The sequence below is a fragment of the Corynebacterium pseudotuberculosis genome, assembly GCF_002155265.1.
In the GTDB taxonomy this organism is placed as follows: domain Bacteria; phylum Actinomycetota; class Actinomycetes; order Mycobacteriales; family Mycobacteriaceae; genus Corynebacterium; species Corynebacterium pseudotuberculosis.
Genome location: NZ_CP021251.1, coordinates 749,663 through 769,089 on the forward strand (window position 1 = coordinate 749,663; position 19,427 = coordinate 769,089).

At 53.4% G+C, this 19,427-nt stretch carries 12 protein-coding genes and 1 pseudogene; 10 read left to right on the plus strand and 3 right to left on the minus strand.

The genetic code is table 11. The features are described 5' to 3' along the window. Window positions 1–107: 107 nt before the first annotated feature. Both CpATCC19410_RS03555 and CpATCC19410_RS03560 read right to left on the minus strand, forming a co-directional pair. Window positions 108–2,771 (minus strand): (Fe-S)-binding protein, encoded by a 2,664-nt coding sequence (locus CpATCC19410_RS03555; protein ID WP_014300989.1) that lies wholly within the window; start codon window positions 2,769–2,771, stop codon window positions 108–110. Between the two features lie 116 nt (window positions 2,772–2,887). Then, the gene (locus tag CpATCC19410_RS03560; RefSeq protein ID WP_013242768.1) at window positions 2,888–3,400 is read right to left on the minus strand and encodes a hypothetical protein; all 513 of its coding nucleotides are present in this window, start codon (window positions 3,398–3,400) and stop codon (window positions 2,888–2,890) included. A gap of 239 nt (window positions 3,401–3,639) precedes the next feature. Between CpATCC19410_RS03560 and CpATCC19410_RS03565 the strand changes: the two genes are divergently transcribed. From CpATCC19410_RS03565 to CpATCC19410_RS03585, 5 genes and pseudogenes are all read left to right on the plus strand, one after another. After that, window positions 3,640–5,244, plus strand: a complete 1,605-nt coding sequence (locus CpATCC19410_RS03565; protein ID WP_013242767.1) for an inorganic phosphate transporter — start codon at window positions 3,640–3,642, stop codon at window positions 5,242–5,244. A gap of 224 nt (window positions 5,245–5,468) precedes the next feature. After that, window positions 5,469–7,093, plus strand: a pseudogene (locus CpATCC19410_RS03570) (ABC transporter substrate-binding protein). 125 nt (window positions 7,094–7,218) lie between these two features. Then, the gene (locus tag CpATCC19410_RS03575; RefSeq protein ID WP_042437339.1) at window positions 7,219–8,169 is read left to right on the plus strand and encodes an ABC transporter permease; all 951 of its coding nucleotides are present in this window, start codon (window positions 7,219–7,221) and stop codon (window positions 8,167–8,169) included. Next, complete coding sequence (locus CpATCC19410_RS03580) at window positions 8,162–9,691, plus strand: ATP-binding cassette domain-containing protein (protein WP_014522480.1); 1,530 nt, start codon at window positions 8,162–8,164, stop codon at window positions 9,689–9,691. Before CpATCC19410_RS03575 ends, CpATCC19410_RS03580 begins: the two co-directional genes overlap by 8 nt. Further along, window positions 9,684–10,349 carry an ABC transporter ATP-binding protein gene (locus CpATCC19410_RS03585; RefSeq protein ID WP_013242761.1) on the plus strand — a complete coding sequence of 222 codons (666 nt, stop codon included), beginning with the start codon at window positions 9,684–9,686 and terminating at the stop codon, window positions 10,347–10,349. The genes CpATCC19410_RS03580 and CpATCC19410_RS03585 overlap by 8 nt, the downstream gene beginning before the upstream one ends. Window positions 10,350–10,393: 44 nt before the next feature. Here CpATCC19410_RS03585 and CpATCC19410_RS03590 read toward each other — a convergent pair whose 3' ends face one another. After that, window positions 10,394–11,755, minus strand: coding sequence for an AI-2E family transporter (locus CpATCC19410_RS03590; RefSeq protein ID WP_013242760.1), 1,362 nt, complete (start codon window positions 11,753–11,755; stop codon window positions 10,394–10,396). Between the two features lie 347 nt (window positions 11,756–12,102). Here CpATCC19410_RS03590 and CpATCC19410_RS03595 point away from each other — a divergent pair, with 347 nt between their 5' ends. The 5 genes from CpATCC19410_RS03595 to CpATCC19410_RS10925 all read left to right on the plus strand — a co-directional run bounded on the left by CpATCC19410_RS03595 (window position 12,103) and on the right by CpATCC19410_RS10925 (window position 19,387). Beyond that, entirely contained in the window at window positions 12,103–12,978 is an 876-nt protein-coding gene (locus tag CpATCC19410_RS03595) for a class C sortase (RefSeq protein WP_014300987.1), read from the plus strand. Window positions 12,979–12,982: 4 nt separating this feature from the next. Next, entirely contained in the window at window positions 12,983–13,519 is a 537-nt protein-coding gene (locus tag CpATCC19410_RS03600; protein WP_014522900.1) for an isopeptide-forming domain-containing protein, read from the plus strand. Window positions 13,520–13,757: 238 nt separating this feature from the next. After that, window positions 13,758–15,071: a VWA domain-containing protein gene (locus CpATCC19410_RS10915; protein WP_013242757.1), complete on the plus strand. Its 1,314-nt coding sequence runs from the start codon at window positions 13,758–13,760 to the stop codon at window positions 15,069–15,071. Continuing rightward, entirely contained in the window at window positions 15,058–16,380 is a 1,323-nt protein-coding gene (locus tag CpATCC19410_RS10920) for a DUF5979 domain-containing protein (protein ID WP_013242756.1), read from the plus strand. Before CpATCC19410_RS10915 ends, CpATCC19410_RS10920 begins: the two co-directional genes overlap by 14 nt. 19 nt (window positions 16,381–16,399) lie before the next feature. Then, a complete protein-coding gene (locus tag CpATCC19410_RS10925) occupies window positions 16,400–19,387 on the plus strand; it encodes a DUF5979 domain-containing protein (protein WP_013242755.1) in 2,988 nt (995 codons plus the stop codon). Window positions 19,388–19,427 lie beyond the last annotated feature (40 nt).

Below are 19,427 nucleotides of genomic sequence, written 5' to 3' on the forward strand. Positions count from 1 at the left end.
ATCTGCGCTTGTAGATTATGCTGCAGGTCGAAGCAGAAGCGCTTACCCCGACCACATAAGACAAACGTATAACGCTGCTAAAAAGTTCCGTATCCGGTAGCGGCGTTCTACTTTTTCTCGGAAGTATCCTCAGGATACTCCGATTGCCTTCCGGGGGGCGTGGCCATAGGAGGTGTTGCAGCCGGAGGCGTGGCCATAGGGGGTGTAGCTATAGGAGGCTTAGCAACTGGGGGCACGGCTGCCGGAGGCACTGCCGCTGGCGGTACGGCGGCTGGTGGTACAGCCATAGGAGGTGCAGCAACTGGCGGCGTTGGGGGAACTGCGGCTGGCGCAGTGGGCATGGGTGGGACAGGCATGGGTGGAACTCCCGGAGTGGGAGCTCCCGGTACAGGACTCCCCGGTGCCATGGCTTGTGGGGGTTGCGGAACAGGAGGAGTCCCACCTGGCGGAGTCGGGATTGCGGGTGTAGGTATTCCGGGGGCGGGGAGAGACGGCGGCTGTGGCATAGCAGGAGGCGCCGCCACAGGTGGGGCCTTGGGAGTCTCCTGTGTAGCTACTGGCTTCTTTTTAGGCTGGCGGATTGGCGGATCGAGGAAGACCCGCTGCTTGGGTTCGGGCAAATGTCCGTCGACAAGCACGGAATCGCGGAGCATCAGCGCTACGTCGTGCACCTTTGGGGCTTTTTGTGCGTCCTCAGCAACAGATTTAACTCCAGTGCTGAGCATGGAATTACAGAAGGGGCAACCGACTGCGATCTCCTGAGCTCCAGTATTGATAGCTTCAGCCGCGCGATTTTCGTTGATGCGCGTGCCGATTTTTTCTTCCATGAATATCCGCGCACCACCGGCGCCACAGCAAAAGCCCTCGTTTTTGGTCCTGCCCATCTCTGTCAGGTCCATCCCTGTTGCGCTAAGTAGCTCACGAGGTGGATCAAAGATCTTATTGTGGCGACCAAGGAAGCAGGGGTCGTGATAGGTGATGGGTTTGCGATCTTCAGGGCGTCGTGGAACCGGCGTGAGGAGCTTTTCGCGTACCAGTCGATTCAGCAGCTGGGTGTGGTGGAAAACATCAAAGTGCCCGTCAAAGTCTGGGTATTCATTGCGCAATGTATTAAAACAATGTGGACACGTGGTGATAATTTTGCGGCTCCCTTGTGGGACCCCATCAAAAACATCGTTGAGAGTGTCCACGTTCTCTGCGGCGAGCATCTGGAAGAGGAACTCGTTACCGGCTCGGCGTGCGGGATCACCTGTGCAGGTTTCCCCTTTGGAAAGCACTGCAAATTTAACGCCGGCGACGTGAAGAAGCTCCACGACGGCGCGTGTTGTCTTCTTACCGTCCTCGTCAAAGGCACCTGCGCACCCTACCCAGAAGAGATATTCCGTATCAGAGAAATCTGTAATGTCCTCGCCCAACACGGGGACTTCAATACCATCGCGACGAGCCTCATCGATCCATGTTTTCCGCTCAATAGAGTTTCTGCCCCACGGATTGCCTTTGGTCTCAAGATTCTTAAACATTCCCGTCAACTCAGAGGGGAATTCGGATTCCGCGAGGACCTGGAAACGGCGAAGGTTGGCCACGTGATCGATATGCTCTATGTCTACGGGGCATTGCTCAACGCAGGCTCCGCAGTTAGTGCAAGACCATAAAACATCAGGGGAGATTACCTGTGCTTCCCCCACGAGTTTGAGCACGTCAACGTTAGTGTGGGAATCGTCTGCAGCAAAGGTAGCAGGGTCTTGTAAATAAGAGGACTGTGCGACGGCTGCGTCACGAATATCGGTGATAAAGAGCTTTGGGCTAAGTGGTTTTTCGGTATGCCATGCAGGGCATTGTTCTTGGCATCGTCCGCATTCGGTGCAGGTGGCGGCGTCGAGAAGCATCTTCCATGATGCGTCTGCAAGGGTGCCTACGCCGAGGCTATCTTCTTCTTCAATAGTCTCCAGCGTGAGCTGCTTTGTCCCCGAATACATTGGCTGTAGTTTGCCCAGCGCTGGACTGCCGTCGGGGTTACGTTGGAAGAAGATATTGAAAAACGCCAGGAACCTATGCCATGCCACGCCCCACGTGAGATTGTGCGCAACGACGATGAGCCACACCATGCCGCTAAGCAACTTCACCAGGGCAAAGACGCTGACTAATACCGGGCTGCTAGGGAGCAGCGTGGCCAGGTAAATAGTGGAAAAGTCTGCCCAGGCGGAGCCATCCCCAAACGTAGAGATTTTAGAGGCCTTTACCAAAAGCATGCCTAGGCCCTCAATAAAGACAACTGCCTCTACAAAATAGGCGGCTTTGGCGTAGGAGCTATAGAAACGAGAAAAACGGCTGCGCACGCCCGCATTAAGTCGAACAAAGATGAGGAAGAGAATCCCAAAGACAGTGCCCAGGGCCAAGATTTCTTCTACAAGGTGATAAACGCGCCAATGCGAGAGGAGAGGCCAGCCACCCGCCGGGTTAAAAGTTTGGATATAAGCCTCGAACCAGACGATAGAACCAAAGAGGAACCCCAGCATGACAAACCAGTGGGCAACAGCTACAGCGGGTTTGCGCATGAGCTCGGTATGGAAGAAGACTTCCTTAAACGTTTGCCACGCTCTGCGCGCCGGGTTGTTTATGCGCTCTGGAGATGGCTGCCCAGAAGTAATGAAGGAATAGAGCCGCCATGCCGCGCGGAGGAAGAAAAACCATGCGGGTAATGACAAGACGATGCCGAGGACGCCCAACACTACAGTGGTGGGCGTGACTGCGCTGGTTACTGCAAGCGGCATGCGGTGAATCACGATCCTTGAGGGAAACAGCTAAAATGGGACGAGTCTGCTTTCTACCTTAAGGTAATCGCTACCGTAGACAGATAACTAGCAAGCGGTGGCTTGCATTAGTTAAGTCAGAAGCAGACGGGAGCTCCTTGAGCAGTATGGACTGCGCGCCGCCAAGCATCCAAGTCGCGACCTGCCAGTAGAGCCGAGGCATCGGCCCAGAGAGTATGCACAATCCCGCGTTCGCTGAGGAATTCGACCAAGTCTTTTCTCTTTGTATATTTCCCCTCGCGTGAGTAGTCGCTGAGAGAAGAGATTGCTGCTAGGACTGCATTGTGCACATCGGTGGCCTCGGCAAAATCAGCGATAATGACCGAATCGTAATAGTCCTCCAACTGAGTCTCTGCCAGTGCGCTGGAATGGATGTTTCCGATGAACCGGATGGAGGAAGCAAATCCTGCGTCAGGGATTCTCCGTGGTAGGTGCTGTGGCGTTTGGCTAAAAGGACTGATTCCAGTGGGGACGGGGGACTCATTAATAAGGTCGATGTGGATCGCGTGAGAACACTGCAGGAGCAGATCTGAGGCGTAGAGACCAGTTGCGTTAGCGCCGATGACGGCGATGCGAAATGCAGAGAACATTGCTGGTTACCTTTCTGCTCGTGCTGTGCTTTATATGGTGAAACGCTGTCTGCGATTGTGGCTGGACCGCAAGTAGACAGGTTGGTACTGAATTTTAACACCATATTGTCTATTGGGGGAGGGGTGGGTGTATCGCGGGAGGTATTTATCGCAGTAAGTGCTGTTGGGGTTAACTTTCTGTTTACCTTGATCCTGTTGGCTATCGGAGAGAATGACTGACTCGAGAAAGTAGAGCGACAATGGCGGACAGCGTTATGCTGACCACACCATCCACTGAGGATGCAGGTTCGGATCGATGGTGGCATCTTACGTTTGGTGGACTTTTAGCAGTCACGCTGCTTGTTTTTGCCCTGTGGTCATTCGGCTATGTGGGTGATACGGCCAACAAGGGCATTCTGATTACCACGATATTGTTTGGCGTTTTCATGGCCTTCAATATTGGTGGCAATGACGTGGCCAATTCCTTTGGAACTTCCGTGGGGGCAGGTACCCTCACTATGAAGCAGGCTCTAATCGTTGCGGCCATCTTTGAGGTTTCTGGTGCGGTTCTCGCTGGTGGTGAGGTTACTGACACGGTTAAATCCGGGATCGTAGACCTTGACGCTATAGATTTAAGCCCGCATCACTTTGCCTTCATTATGATGGCCTCTCTTCTGGGGGCGGCGGTGTGGTTATTGCTAGCTACCCGTATGGGATGGCCAGTGTCCACAACCCACTCGATCATCGGCGGCATCGTTGGAGCTTCCCTTGTACTGGGCTTTAGTCAGGGCCTTGGTGGCTGGGAGATGGTGCAGTGGGGGGAAATCGGCCAGATCGCATTGTCCTGGGTTCTTTCTCCCGTGCTAGGTGGGCTGGCTGCGTGGCTGCTGTTTGGCTTTATTAAAAAGCACATCCTGGTTTATAACGAAGGCGCGGATGAGCAATTGCGCCAGATCAAGGCTGATCGCATTGAGCTGCATAAGTCTTTCAAGGCCTCTTTTGAGCGGTTGAATGAGATCCAGCAGCTCGCGTACACAAATGCCATGACGCGCGACGCCGCCTTGATTCAGGAGCGCGATTTTGACCCTAGCGAGCTAGAGTCCGAGTACTATCGCGACCTCTACCGTATTAATCATCGGCGCGATAACCTCAACACTCACCAGGCCCTTGAGAATTGGGTGCCGTTGCTCGCTGCGGGTGGAGCGGCTCTGATCGGCGCCATGATGCTCTTTAAGGGGCTGAAAAATCTTAACTTGCACATCAGCACGCTGGGGAACGTACTGATCCTTGGAATGGTCTCTGCCGTTGTGTGGATGGCGGTTTTGATTTTTTCTCGGACTCTCAAGCAGCAAGAGCTTTCTCGTGCAACGTTTGTCATATTCTCCTGGATGCAGGTTTTTACAGCATCGGCATTCGCCTTCTCTCACGGTTCCAATGACATCGCTAATGCGATCGGTCCGTTCTCTGCGGTGCTTGATGCTCTGCGGACCGACAGTATTAACGGCAAGGCGGCGGTTCCTACCGCGCTGATGATTACGTGCGGTGTTGCGTTGATTGCCGGCCTGTGGTTTATCGGGCGCTACGTGATTCATACGGTGGGGTCAGGGCTAACGGAGATGCATCCGGCATCCGGGTTCTCTGCTGAGTTGGCTGCGGCTGCTGTGGTGATGGGGGCCTCTGTCCTTGGCCTTCCTGTCTCCTCTACTCACATTCTGATTGGTGCAATCCTAGGTATTGGAATTGTGAACAAGGCCGCCAATTGGCGATTAATGAAGCCCATCGCGATGGCCTGGGTGATTACTCTTCCGGCTGCGGCCTTTGTGTCGGGCGTGGCTGTGTTCGTATTAAACGCTGTGTGGGGATAAGGCGGGGCCTGTAGGAGCAGTGTGGGGGGGGCGTTGAATTTGGTGAGATATACAGTATAAAAAATCTATTGTGTTTCTTCTCACTAAAACTAAAGTTGGTGGTAGCGTTATATAACGGGCGCTGAGCACGTCAAAACTGAGTTGATGATATTGAAATTCAATTGACTTCTTGATAGTTCTTTCTAAGTAATACCTAACCCTTCACTCTTAGGAAAGATCTTTCTATGCGACGTTCCTCCTCGTTCCTTGCGCTGTGTTCAAAGCGTAGTGGGGCAGTACTTTTATCGATGGCTCTTGCTGGAGGCGCTTTGGCGGCTTGTGGCGACCCTAGCCATAAAGAAGCGAGCGGTGAAGAAGGGTACCCGTCTCGGCTCGTGCTGGCGATGGTTTCCACCCTGCGACTGGCTATGGTCAAACAGGCGTGAGCCCGGTTTATGACGGCTTGCTTCGTCCAGAATCCGCAGGTCCAGATAGGATCCCGAACTTTGTTCCTGCCTTGGCCTCTGCAATGCCGGAGCACAACGGCGATGCAACTGAGTGGACGGTGAAACTGCGCGAGGGAGTAAAGTTCAGCGACGGCTCGGACTTTGATGCCCAAGACGTGAAGGCCTCCTATGACATGGCCCGTAATATCGACGCAGGTTCCCAGGTTGTGGCCCGCTATGAGGTAATCAAAGACGTGGAGGTCAAGGACCCTTACACTGTGGTGTTCAAGTTAAATCACCCACTTGCAGAGATGAATTCCCGGCTGCTTTACGCCATCGCTCCCTCTGAGCAGCTAAAGGCGGGTGGCGCTATCACCAAAGCTGAGCTGAATACTAAGCCCGTGGGCACTGGCGCTTACACCTTGGTAGAAAACCGCGGCGATGAGGTCGTATTTAAAGCCAATGAGAATTACTGGGGTGGCGCTCCTCAGGTTAAAGAGATCGTAGTGACCACTGCTGCCGACGACACGGCGCGTGCGCAGCGCGTTGCCGCTGGAGAAGTCGATGGCGCCGCCATTCCACCAGCACAGGTTAACTCGGTGAAGGATAAGAACGGCATCGAGATCGTTTCTACCAAGACCGCTGACTGGCGCGGAATTTCCTTCCCTAAGGTTCCTGAGCTAGAAGACACCAGGGTGCGCCAGGCTCTTAACTTCGCGGTGGATCGCCAGGCATTTGTGGACGGTACCCTTGGCGGTTACGGCACCACCTTGGAGACTTTGATTTCTCCTCTGTACGGGGACGCTCACGACCCATCGAAGACCTTTGGTTATGAAGTAGCTAAGGCAGAGAAGCTTCTTGATGAGGCCGGCTGGAAGAAGAATGCTGCAGGCATGCGTGAGAAAGACGGAAAGCCTTTCCACGTCACCCTCTACTACGCATCCAGCGACACTACTCGCCGCGATATCGCTATTGAGTTCTCTTCGCAGATGAAGAAGCTTGGCCTGGATTTTGAGACCAAGGCCGGAACATGGGATGAAATCGGACCAGCTTTGGGTGAAGCCGCAGCAGTGCTCGGCGGTGGGTCGGCACCTTATGACGTCACCATCATGGCGTATGAGTATCTGCACACTCGCACACCTTCCACCAGCAAGTGGGCTAACCCTGGTAACTACGGTTCTGAAGAGCTGAATAAGCTTCTCGACGAAGCCCGCAGCGAGGTAGATACCGCTAAGCGCAATAAGCTGTGGCAGAAGGCCCAGGCTATGTACATAGAGGATCCTTCGGCTCTGTGCTTGCTTAACCTTGAGCATGTTTATGCAGGCAAGACCAATAAGTGGAAGAAGCCAGAGACTCTTCTTGAGCCTCATATTCATGGTGTTACCTGGGGACCATGGTGGCGTGTTGCCGAGTGGACCAAGTAAATAGTCCCATCTTTTGACGTATAGCTCCGTGCGTTTGGCACCGGAGCTATACGCGTTTCTCTAAGGAAGGATCTTTTTCAGTGTTGTTACCTGGAAGAAGAGACAACCTCGACGGTATAGGCACGATGGTGGGGCTACGCCTACTGATTATCGCTTTTACCACGGTCGTAGTTACGTTCATTATGTTTGCTCTGGCGGCGTTGTCGCCGTTTGATCCTCTTGCCCATTATCTAGGCGCGGAATACGGCGACTATACGGATGATGAACGCGCCCGAATCGCAGTATCGTTAGGGGTGGATAAGCCCTGGTGGCAGCAGTGGCTGCAGTGGTGGGCTGACGTATTACGCGGTGACCTGGGTTGGTCGCGCGTTTACAATAAGTCGGTCGTGGACGTGATTTCGGAGCGGTTGCCGTGGACGGTCGTGCTGTCTTCGGTTGGTCTACTCCTGATGCTGCTGATCGCCGCAATCTTGGGTGTATGGGCTGCTCGTCGTCCCGGCGGAGTAGTCGATCGTGCTGTTAACGCAATCGGGGTGTTTGTCGCAGCTACTCCGTCGTATATTTATGCCCTTGCCGCAGTTCTCTTTTTTGGAGTGTTTTTGCACGTCATCCCGGTGGGTGGGGCTTCACGCATCGGCGAGGTTCCATCCCTACTCACGGTGGGGCCATACCTGATTGCACCTGCTATCGTGCTGGCGATCTCGCAGTTATCGTGGCCGCTGCTTACGATGCAGCAATCCACGCTTGAAGCCTCGCAGTCTCCAGCGGTGGCTAATGCGCGGTTACGGGGGCTAAGCGAGAGAACTATCCTGGTGCGCCACGTGCTTCCATTGTCATTGATGCCTTTGATCACCCTGATCGGCGCGCGATTGGGTGAACTAGTTGTGGGAGCAGTAATCGTAGAGACTGTATTTTCTTGGCCGGGACTGGCTCAAGCAACCGTAGAGTCCGCGATTGCGGTTGACTTTCCGCTGCTGGCTTTTACCACGGCTGCCACTACGGTCGTGGTGATGCTAGGTTCACTGGCCAGCGACATTTCTTACATGATTATCGACCCGAGGGTGAGCGATGTCTAAACAAGCTAAATCTCCCGTGGTAATGCACGTGCAAAAGTGGGCCAAGTACCTTCGCATCAGCATCTCTGTTTTTGTCGGAGTTGTTCTGTATGGATTATTGATTCCAGTCTTTTTTGACGCTGGAAGCCCGAGCTTTTCTAAGGCCCTGAAGCCTCCGAGCTCTACTAATTTGTTTGGTACTGACCACTTTGGCTTTGATCTTTTTGTCCGCACAGCGGAGAGCCTGCGGGTCTCGCTGGTCATCGTCGCATTGTTCCGTGGATCGCTCATTGCAATTGTGCTGTCTATTGCGTTAACGCACTGGTCCCCGGTCGCGCGTATTGTTCGTTCTTCAGTACTAGCCGTACGAACTTCCGATTATGTGGATGCCTCTTATGCCGCTGGCGGGCCTTTCAAGTGGGTGCTTATTAGGCATTTAGCTCCCGCAGCAGCTGGCCAGGCTGTGGTTGCCATGATCATGCTGATGCCGCACGCGGTGTGGCACGAGTCTGCGTTGTCATTCTTGGGACTGGGCATCCAAGCGGACGAACCGTCTTTGGGTACTCTCATGGATCTAGCCCGTGAAGATATTATGCGCGGTGCCTGGTGGGCGCTAGTATTCCCAGCCGCAGTATTGTTGACCACTACGCTTTCCGCAGTGTCGTTGGCACGGAAAGTGCCTGAAGTTGTTATCGACGTTGATGTAACCGAAACAGAGGAACAAGTAGAAACCGATGTGGTTGCGCCAAGCGACGGCATGGAAGTCCACAACGTGAGCGTTGTAGTCCATGGGAAAGACGCCACGCAGCAGCGTATTCTCAAAGACGCGTCTTTGCATGTAGAGGCCGGCTCTATTCATGGTCTGATTGGGGCCTCGGGATCGGGCAAAACTACTTTAGGCAAGTCAATCGTGGGAATCGCTCCACAGTATTCCAAGCTCGTAGGGCGCGTGAGCGTCGCTGGGAAGCCGCTGGCCTGGGGGGAGAAAGACTTTTCTAAGATCCGGGGAACCGTGGTCGGTTTTGTTCCGCAATCTGCAGCGCAATCTTTTACACCTGTGCGTCGTTTGGGCACTCAATTACAAGAGATTATTGACCGGCACCAGGGAACCTATAGCGTATCGGATCTGCTGCGCACAGTTCATCTGCCAGAGGAAAGCGCGGAGTTTTTCCCGCATCAGCTTTCTGGAGGCATGGCGCAACGCGCAGCTATTGCGGCTGCTCTGGCTGGCAATCCAACGTACCTCATTGCCGATGAGCCCACCAGCGCATTGGACCCACAGCTAACCTCCGATATTTTGGCGCTGTTCAAAGAGATCGCAGATTCTCGGGGCGTGGGAATCCTAATAATCAGCCATGACATTGAGGACCTGCGAGAATCCGAGATCTGTGACACCGTCTCCGTGATGCGAGATGGCGAGATCATGGAAACTGGTCCCGCCGACAAGGTATTGCATACGCCTGATCATGAGTACACGCGCGCCCTGCTAGCAGCGCTACCTAGTGGTGGGTTAAAAGTTACGGAAGGACTTGAGCGTGGATAACACACACAACCTTCGCGCCTCTGCGGTGACCGTGGAGTTTACTAAAAATGCGCCTGTTTTAAAGAACGTAAGCATTGATATTAATCCAGGTCAGATGATTGGCCTGGTAGGGCTTTCCGGCTCAGGAAAGACAACGTTGGCTCGTCTGTTGGCCGGAAAGATGCGGCCCACATCGGGTAAGGTCCTCATCGATTCTGCTGAGGTTTCTACACAACGTGGCCACCGCAACCCGGATATCGCAACTATCAACCAGTCGCCTCGGGACGCCTGCTCTCCACGGTGGAAGCTGCGAGACATCATTGCGGAACCACTACGCATAGCCGGCAAACTCGACGAAAAATCGATTGCGGAGCGCGTAGATGAATGTGCTGATGAGGCACTGGTAGACGCCACCTTGCTGGATAGGCTGCCGCACCAAGTTAGTGATGGACAGTTACAGCGTGCCTGCATCGCTCGTGCTCTGGCGCAGGCTCCCAGATTCCTTATCTGCGACGAGCCGACCTCTATGCTGGATCCACTTGCTACCGCTGCCGTGGTCTCGTTGTTGCGTCGACAAGCTGATAACGGAGTGGGCGTACTGCTGATATCTCATGATCACAGGCTGCTCGCGGCGTGCGTGGACACTGTGTTAGAGATGGACCAGTTGAAACAGATGTAAATAAAAGTGTGGCCCTGGCGAGGAACCAGGGCCACACTTTTTTATTAGTCGTCCGCGGGGTTTGAAGGAGCTTCTTCCTTTTTAATAACCACGTTCGATGTTTTTCTCAAACTCAGTTTGGTTAGCTGATCTTTGAGATTGCCCCAAGCCTGTTCGCCATTGATGGACGGGGTGGCTTCCTCGGCGGTAGCTAGCTCGATCTCATCAAGCGTTATTTCTCCTGCGCGTAGTGCGACCAGCTCAGAATGGTAACGGATAAGCACTGCCAAGGTGGCCGCTACTGGCACTGCGAGGAATGCGCCCACCACGCTGAATAGCGCAGAACCAATGGTCACGGAGAGCAAGACTACTGCTGCGTGCAAGTTCATTGCTCTGGACTGCAGCACAGGCTGCAGAATGTGACCTTCGATTTGTTGGACGGTGATGATGAGGATAAGCGCAAAAATAGCGTTGGAGACGCCGTTGCTGACCAAAGCGATGACCACAGCAAGCGCGCCTGCGGTGAAGGCTCCCACGATAGGGATAAAGCCACCAAAGAAGGTCAGAACCGCCAAGACGAGCGCGAGCGGGACCTTAAGGATGAGCAAACCGATTCCGATGAGGACGGCATCGACCAGGGATACGATGGCCTGTGCTCGGATGAACCCAGCGAGAACATTCCAAATACGCGTGAGAACCTCGGTGAGATGCCAACCCAAGTTGGGGCCGGCGACCCTGCGCACCATGGGGAGGAAACGCGTGCCGTCCTTGAGAAAGAAGAAGGACAGGATAAGCATCAGGATAATTGTGATAAGAATCGAGGATGCCGTGGTAAGTCCAGAGAATACGCCATTGGCAATATTGCGTGAGTGCTCCTGAAGAGCTTGTGTCACATTTTGGATATAGCCGTCGACTTGTGATGTGTCCAGGTTCAGTGGTCCGTGTTCTGCCCAATGCAGCGCGCGCTGAACGCCCTCATTGGCGCGATCTACGAGGTCTTTTGATTGGGAACTGACGCTGGGGGCCATTGCCGCGAAAATGCTGCCGATAGCGCCAAAGAATCCGATAGCCACAATAAGTACAGCGGTTGCTGGCGGAACCTTTTTGGATCGTAGCCATCGAACTGGCGGCCACAAGACGGTGCACAATAGGAGTGCCAAGATGACGGGTAGCAGGCCTTGCCAGATGGTGGCTAGGCCTCGCCATGCCATGACGCTGGCGATGACCACGATGATAAAGCGAAGCGCCCAGCCAGAAGCCCACCGTGCATCGGCTCCAAGGATGATTGCGCGATCTTTGCGTGGTGCCTCATTGGCAGGAGGCACGAACGGCTCTGATTCTTCAACAGCGGAGTTTAAAAGATCGGAAATGTCGCGATCTGATGCTGTTCCAGGGGGTTGGGAATTGGGGTTTTTATGCATATCCATCAAGAACAAGCATGCCACAGCTGTGGAGATTTAAGAATCATTGAAATGAAAATAAATACTTAGGCGAAATGATTTCTTTTTATAGGGGTTGGTCAGCGGGGTAAAGGTATGAATATTACCCGAATGCTCACGCCATTTATAAACATTTAACTCATTAAAAGTATTTATTATAAATAAATTTAATTAAAGAAGGTAGCGTGGTACTTCCGTGAGTCCTGGGGCTTATGGAATATACGATGGCTCCTCTTTCACTCATGGTCTTTTAAAAGTACAGAACATGTCTGAAGCACATCGAGATTGATTGTGAAGCCGTGAGCTTAAGCAATCGAAAGAGGTGAGGAGAGTGGGTGCCTTTTATGAAGGAAAACCTCAGTAAGACGCTAAACAAGCCGGTCATGATTTCTCTGGTGTTGGTGATCGTGGGGGTCATTACTCTTCTTTATCCAGTAGCCGCAGCATACATGCACAATGCTTCCCATGCCCGAGAGGCTCAAAAATATATTGATGTGCAAAAAGGTGTGTCTGATGCGGATAGGGAACGCTGGATCGCTCAAGCCCAAAGCTATAACGAACGCCTGGCGCGCATCCCGATATTAGATCCTTGGCTATCCAGAGTCTCCAAAGACAGCGGACTGTACCGAGAATATATGGCGCAGCTCAACGCGCCGGGCACGGATGATGCTGTTATGTCTGTGGTCTCTATTCCCTCGATCACAACCACGCTCCCAGTGTTTCACGGTACTGACGATGAAGCCTTGGATAAAGGACTAGGGCATATCTATGGATCTTCGCTGCCCGTGGGCGGCGAGAACACTCATGCGGTGATCACCGGACATTCTGGTCTGGCCGAGGCCACAATGTTTGACAACCTGGAAAAAGTACAGGTTGGAGACATGGTCTATGTGGACACCGTGGGCAAAGTCCTCACCTACAAAGTAACTGACACAGAGGTTGTGCTCCCGAGCGAGATTGAGAGTTTAAGGGCACAAAAAGGAAAAGACCTCCTCACCCTGATCACGTGTACTCCCTATGCAATTAACACTCATCGTTTACTCGTGCATGCGGAACGCGTGGAGACCAGCGAAGAAAATCTGCCGCAGTCTGCTGTTCGCTGGGAAGGCTGGATGGCGTGGAGAATTCTTGCCGCCCTTGCAATCGTGGCTGTGGTTTTAGTGATCTACCTGCGCAGACGGGCTGGAAATAAAGAAAACGAGAGAGTTTAAGCTAATGGTAAAACAAAATAAACTAGCGCGTATACGGCTAGCTGTGGTTGCCGTGATAGGTACGGCAGTTCTGTTCTCCTCACCGGCAGCCTTTGCCCGCCCCGCAGTATCGGTGGACTCTGTCCAAGCAGCGACTATCGACCCCACCCGTACCGCGAGCCTGAGCATTGAATTTAAGAATTCTCCGACTGCAAGGGACACACTCTCCGGAATCCCCGTGAGGATCGCCCGTATCGACGGAATCGACCTAACCACGCAGGAAGGCTGGCTGGCTGGCTCCAAGTTATCTGTGGCAGAGGCACTGAAACAGCCAGAATCTCAGTCATGGCAAGCAAAGACGGACAGCAGCGGTCGGGTGCGATTCGACGCCTTGCCCATTGGCTTATATAAGGTCCAGCCCGTTAAAGGATCCGATCGAGGATTTGAGCCCTTTGTAGTTCCACTACCTTCCTCAGCTGAGACTGGTGAATGGAACTACGATCTTCTTGTTCATCCCAAGCCCAAGCACAAAGAAGAGAGCGAGCCGACGGTCCCGTGGTAGGACCCAACGATTCCTCCACTTCCTTCAAAAACACCACAACCTCCGCAACCAGCCACAACCACCCCGGCTACGCCAAGCCCTGGCCCGGATAAACCGGGCAAAGATGACAAACAAAAGCCCAATACCTCGCCATTAGCGCGAACAGGTGCATCGGTCATAGGTGTTGCGCTCTTGGGGCTCCTCTTAGCAGCCCTGGGATTTGGCGCCGTGATGTGGAACAAGAAAAACAACCGAGGGGATGACGAGTAGTCATGATCGTTACTTTGAAAAACAGCTCCGGTGGCTGACTCGCCACATGTTGGCAGTCGCAGCCGTGCTAGCGATCATGGTCGCGGCCCTGACGTTTCCGCTCAGCGAGGAACCGGCGGCACAAGCAGATCAAGTTGCTGTCCAGCCGCCGCTAGTGCGACCGACTCCAGCGCAGCCGGCTCCCCAGAACCCTGACCTTGACCTGAATAAGTGTGGCGCCACCGTTGCCTTTGTTGTAGACCTCTCCAATTCTTTGAGCCAAGCAGACCTTGATAATCAGAAGAAGACGCTGCGGGAAATGGTGAACTCCTTGGAAGGAGCGCCATACGTTTTTAGCCTGTATACCTTTGCCAGCGCGGCCCCTGCGTATGGAGCAGGGAATCAGAACCTGAAGTCGATGTCCTTGCGGGATCCCGAGGACGTGAAGAAGCTTAGGGGACGGATTGATTCGCTTTTTCTCCCTGGCGATAGATTTGGTGCTACCAACTGGGATCAAGGATTAGGCCAGGTCGCAGATGACATTGAGGCTGGTACTCATTATGACACCGTTTACTTTATAACTGATGGCAAGCCGACTTTTGATAGGAACGGTAGGAATTTTTGGGGAAATACGACAGAGCAATCGGAAATAGATAACGCGGTAGAACAAAAAGAGAGATTTGTAAAGAGCAAAACGCAGCTCATACCCATCGGAGTGGGGTCGGATATCCAGGATAAGAGGCCGCAGAATATTTTCGAGCCAAGTAATTACTATGATTATTACTACAAAGGCTACTGGCGAGTCGCACGCCAGTTAACGGCAGAGGAAATACTGCGCAAGATTGCGACTGCACCTGAAAAAACAATTATTTCTCCTGATTATGAGAGATTGGTGACCGATCTGCAAAAAAACTTTGTCACTGGCTGTTTGCTTGTGAACAAAGAAATTGTGGACGGGGATGGTTCCGTTATAGAGCCGGGTGATGGATGGCACTTTGATCTGGAGGCCGGGAACACCAAGAAAGAACTGGTAACCAATGACCGTGGTGTTGCGGCTATCGCAGTAGGGGACTTTAGCCAAGAAAAACCACAAGCAACTATCACTGAAAAACAACAAGATGATTTCCAGCTGGTGGAGGAAGGCAAAGGCGCAGTTACGTGTAAGGCCTTCCAAGCCGGTAAGGAATCCACGAGTATTGAGAGCAAGAAGACAAAAGACGGGGTGCAAATAACCCTCGACCCGGCGAAAATCATCTCCTGTACCTTCTCCAACGTGCCCAAGGTCCCGGTAGAGAGAGATAGGCAAGGACGTGGTCACTCCTAATTCGGTGCTGTCCCCGACAGTCAAGGGACGCACTTTTGACCTCAGTTACACCTGCACCTATAAGGATAAGGAAGTCGCAAAGAAAGAGGAGAAAGGGCTCATCTCCGGCGAGCGTCGGCAGATCGGCAAGCTGCCGCTTGGCACAAAGTGCGTGGTGGAAGAGTCACAACCTCAGGTTGATCAGAAGCTCTACACGTTAAAGACGACATGGACTACAGATAACGTGGAGTCGGCAAACGGAGCGTCGACAAGCGGAAACGACCGCAAGATTGAATTCGTTGTGGGGAAGAAAGCATACGAGGACAAGGGGCAGGTCGCTGTAGTAGCCAAAAATACGTATGAGCCGGTTATGCGGACAATCAAGCTCTCCAAGCAGATTGCTAACCGCGATAAAATTCCGGCCTCTCTGCTGCCCAAGAACTATCCGGTGAAGTACACGTGCCGTTATATCCCGGATCGCTCCCAGCGGCCAGAAAACGGTGGTAAGGATCAGCCTCTGTACGTGGCAAATGGCGTGGCCACTATTCCGCTGGACGGGGAGACCACCATCGGGCCGCTGCCAGTTGGCACTGAGTGTGCCTTTATTGAGGAAGGAACACCAGAGAACCCCATTGCTATCAAGGGCTATGATCTTAAGCCTTCATGGCAATCAAACGTGTGCGTGAACGCGGGCGAAGATGTTTCTGGCCTGAAGAAGTGCCAGGGCAACTATTTCTGGCTGAATCCCGACGACTCTGCCGACCCGCAGGTAAAGGCGGTAAACAACTACGAGCCCGAGCGCGGATCAATAATTATTGAGAAGAAGGTGGGCGGAAAAGACTCTGACCTGGGCCGCGAACACGAGTTTATTTTTGATGCAGTGTGCCGCAGGGAAGGCCTAGAAGTCTTCAAAAAAGAAGGCATTAAGATCGCGGGCGGTCGGTCTGTGCGTGTCGACGGCATCCCGGTGGCCTCTACATGCAGCGTAAGCGAGCGTGACGTTACGGTAGAAAACGCTACGGTGAAAAAGGCTGCTGATGCTCAAGTGACCGTGGGGCCGGCTAATGAAGCGCCGCGTACTGCGTCGATGACTAATGAGTTTGTGAGGGATCAAGGACCCATCACGATTAAAAAGTCTGTTGACGTGAGCCAGGTGCTGGACGTTACAAAGCACGCAGAGCTCAAGGCCGGTCCTTTCAAAGTTAAAGCGCAGTGCGTTGTGCCTATGGAAGCCTCTCCGCGTTCCGTTGAGGTCACGTTGACTGACGGAGAGACTAAGACCTTAGGCAACTTCCCCGTGGGCACGGAATGTTCCCTCACGGAAGACTGACTATGAGGTCCCAGACGGCGTGGAGCTGGAGAAGGACTTCAGCACCAACGTGGCCACTGTGAAGTCTAAGGAGGGGACGTCTGTAGACCTCAAGAACGTATTCTCCACCCCTAACGGCGACCTCACCATCTCCAAGAAAGTCGCTGTTCTTAAAGAGGACGTGGAGGATCTAGATGCATACGTTCCTAAGACCTTTAACTTTGATTTGACATGCACCGACGGCACAAACAAGAGCTTCTCCCTTAAGGCTGAGGCAGAAGAAGTGATCAGCGGCATCAAGGTAGGCGCTGAATGTACATTGACTGAGCGGGATACGCAGCACTCGCAAGAGGTTATTGAGTCAACCTCCATGGAGGGCGTGGACAAGAGCGTGACCGGCAAAGTAATGACGTTTACCATCCCGGAAGTGGGCCAAGCCGCCACTATTGACGTCCGCAATGAGTACAAGCCTGCCATGGCAAAGCTGACCCTGAACAAAAAGGTCAACGCCACGTATCAGGGCAATGGTCAGCAAGTCCCCGAGGATATTATTAGTGGACTCTTTGCAGACACCAAGTTCCAATTCTCATACACCTGTAGCCGTGGCGGCAAGGAGCTGCTCCAAAGCACGGCGCAGATTGGTAGGGGAGAATCCATTGAGGTGGAAGTCCCCGTGAACGCCTCATGTTCCTTTACTGAGAGCACGGTGGAGATAGACGGCCTGGAAGGCCCTACCCTCAGCCTTGAGGGCGCCGGTCGGCTGGATGGTGAAAAGTCAGACACCATTAGCGTGGATAAGATCGCAGGTGACACCACGGGCACTGTGATGAACAACTATAAGGTGAAGACCGGAAGCTTTAATCTACGCAAAAAGGTAGGCGGAGACGGCATCACGGAAATTGACAAAGACCGAAAGTTCAACCTCTCCTATACCTGTACTTATCGCGGGAAAGTGTTGCGCGAAGGGAAGATGAGCATTGCTCGCTTTGAACCGGGAAGCGACCATAAGGTAGATAACCTCCCGATAGGCACTGAATGCCAGGTGTCGGAGGACCTTGATAATGCACAGCTACCCAACCACAAGCTTGCGCTTACGTGGGCAGTGACGGAAGACCAAGACGGTAACGGAACTGAAACCTCATGTACTTTGGCGGAGAACTGCGAGAGTGCTCCAGGGCAGAACTCGGCAGTGATAAAGATCAGTGAGACTGAGAACTCCAGCGGCGCAGAGCCGAATTTCCAGGGCACCCTTGTCCTGTGGAATTCCTATACTGCTGATCGGCTTAAAGTTCAGGTGACCAAACAGCTCACGGGAGACGGGCCGGCCCTAGCTTCTGACGAGGACTTTGTGTTCAACCTGGTGTGTAAAGACCCACATAGTGAGCGTGCGATCACCGCGCAGCGAACCATTAAAGGCGCCGGAAACGGACTATTTAACGTTGCGGATACTCAGGAGCAAACGCCTGTAGAGATTCCCGTGGGGTGGTCGTGCCTTATCACGGAGGAACAGATCAATCGTTATGACGCAGACGTAAATGTTTCCTTTGAAGGTGCAAAGCTAGAGACGCCTCTCACGGATACGGCTGGTGCTACCGGCACCTTTAAGATCGCTGGTGAGCCCAACTCAACCCAAAACGTGACGGTGAAAAACGACTACGTGCGTAAGCGTGCGCAGCTGCGCGTGGCCACTAAATACGTGGGCAACCAGCAGGGAAATGTTAACGAGTACCTCACCAATAAAGAGACCTTTGGAGTTTCTTGGCGCTGCGAGGATCAACTTACTGATCAGGTCTACGAGGGGTCTTTGCGGGTTCCCGCGGATGGGAAACTGATAGAGATTCTGGATAAAGACGGCAAGCGCCTTCCGGTATCCGTGGAGTGCGAGCTTACTGAGGACACCTCCGATAAGGTTCCCGCGGAGTTTGCCGACAGCGTGCAGTCATCGCATCGTGTCTATGCGTCGCGTAACGATGAAGTCTTCTTGGACAAGCCAGGGTCGGTTACTATCAAGCCGGTAGACCTGGAAACAGACAACGTGACAGACGTGGTGTTTGAGAATAGCTATTGGATGAACACCATGGCGTTCTCCGTGCAGAAGCATCTTGAGGGGCCTGAAGGCGCTTTGGGCGATAACCCTCAATTCCACTTCACCTACCGTTGCGAGCTGCCGCTGCTCCCCACACAGCCTGTGCCGGAAGCCTTCCGCGCCGGGGCCACCTCGCCTACTGGTTCCCAGACTGTGAAAGGCACCTTTGACATTGGCCACGGACAGAGCTGGGTTGCACCGGGCGCTCCCACTGGCACTCGCTGCTGGATTTCGGAGGAGCTAACGGAAGAGCAGCGGGCGTTGCTGGCTAGCAAGGGCCTGCGACTAGAACAAAGCACAACCCAGTTGTTTGAGGCTACTCCTACAGAGCAAGCGGATGAATCCCTTGAACAGCAGATTGCTAAGTCAAAGCGCACACCCATCGCTCCTAATGGTGAGGTTGAGCTCAACGCTGAGCAGGGCGGAGATGTTATCTACATCAACAGCCTGTACCGCACCGAAGGCTCAATCTTGATTGAGAAGGTGGACGCTAAGGGTGAGCCGTTGAAGGGATCGCGATTCTCGATTTTCCGTGCAGAAGGCGATCGTCCTGCAGGCGAACCTTTATTCACGGATATTGCTCCTGAATCCCAGAAGCCTATCTCTCTTGCTCCTGGCAGCTATTACCTTGTAGAGACCACACCTGGTGAGGGCGCTCAGTTGCTTCCGCAATCTTGGAGGTTCAACGTGACGCCTACTGGGGAACAGTCGGGAGATCTGCGGTTTACTCTGGAGCCGCAGGCTAGCGATTCAGGTCTGATCACTGTAAAGCGCAAGGATGATAATGATCCGACAAGCGCGTGGGTGATTCAGGTGGCCAACGTGAAAACTGGTGAGCTGCCGTTGACCGGCCGAGGCGGTCGTAAGCTCTTTACCATCATTCCCGTTGTTCTGCTGCTCATCGCCGGCGGTATCTATGCTTGGCGACGTCGCAACGAGTAGTTATAGCTAGCGCAGTGAGCGCAACCCGCGGTGGATGCTT